This is a genomic window from Oleiphilus sp. HI0067, assembly GCF_001635735.1.
This window is the reverse complement of record NZ_LWFI01000524.1, coordinates 1-677: the sequence shown is the minus strand read 5'-3', so window position 1 is coordinate 677 and position 677 is coordinate 1. Positions and strand designations below refer to the sequence as shown.

Below are 677 nucleotides of genomic sequence, written 5' to 3'. Positions count from 1 at the left end.
TTTTTCCCTATGGTTCAATGGCTTGTTAACTATTTTTTAGACCTATGCCCAATGTTTTTGAACGCTATTTATTCGGACTACAAAGAAATTGGGTTTGAGAGTACAATTTCGTGCCACAAATTTGTGTTGTGCCGTAACGCACGCGCATTTAACCCTCCCAGCAAAAAGAATTAAGAGACGGATATGACTACGATTCGCCAAGATGACTTGATCGAGAGTGTTGCAGACGCGCTGCAGTTTATTTCTTATTACCACCCAGCAGATTTTATCAAGGCGGTTCACGAAGCGTATTTACGTGAAGAGTCGCAGGCTGCTAAAGATGCTATGGCTCAGATTCTTATTAATTCGCGCATGTGTGCTGAAGGTAAGCGTCCAATCTGTCAAGACACTGGCATTGTAACGGTCTTCGTGAAAGTAGGTATGAATGTTCAGTGGGATGCTCAAATGAGTTTGAGTGACATGATCAACGAAGGTGTGCGTCGTGCTTATACACATCCAGACAATGTTCTTCGTGCATCTATTTTGGCTGACCCAGCTGGCGCGCGTAAAAATACTAAAGACAATACTCCTGCTGTTATTCATTACGAAATTGTCGAAGGTGACAAAGTTCATGTAGAAGTGGCGGCTAAGGGTGGCGGTTCTGAGAATAAATCTAAGATGGTGATGCTTAATCCTTC

1 protein-coding gene is annotated in these 677 nt (G+C 42.8%); it reads left to right on the top strand.

Annotated elements, in window-relative coordinates; translation table 11 throughout:
• Positions 1 to 183: 183 nt before the first annotated feature.
• Positions 184 to 677: fumarate hydratase (locus tag A3739_RS06165; RefSeq protein WP_197472109.1), on the top strand; the 494-nt coding region annotated here is incomplete at its 3' end.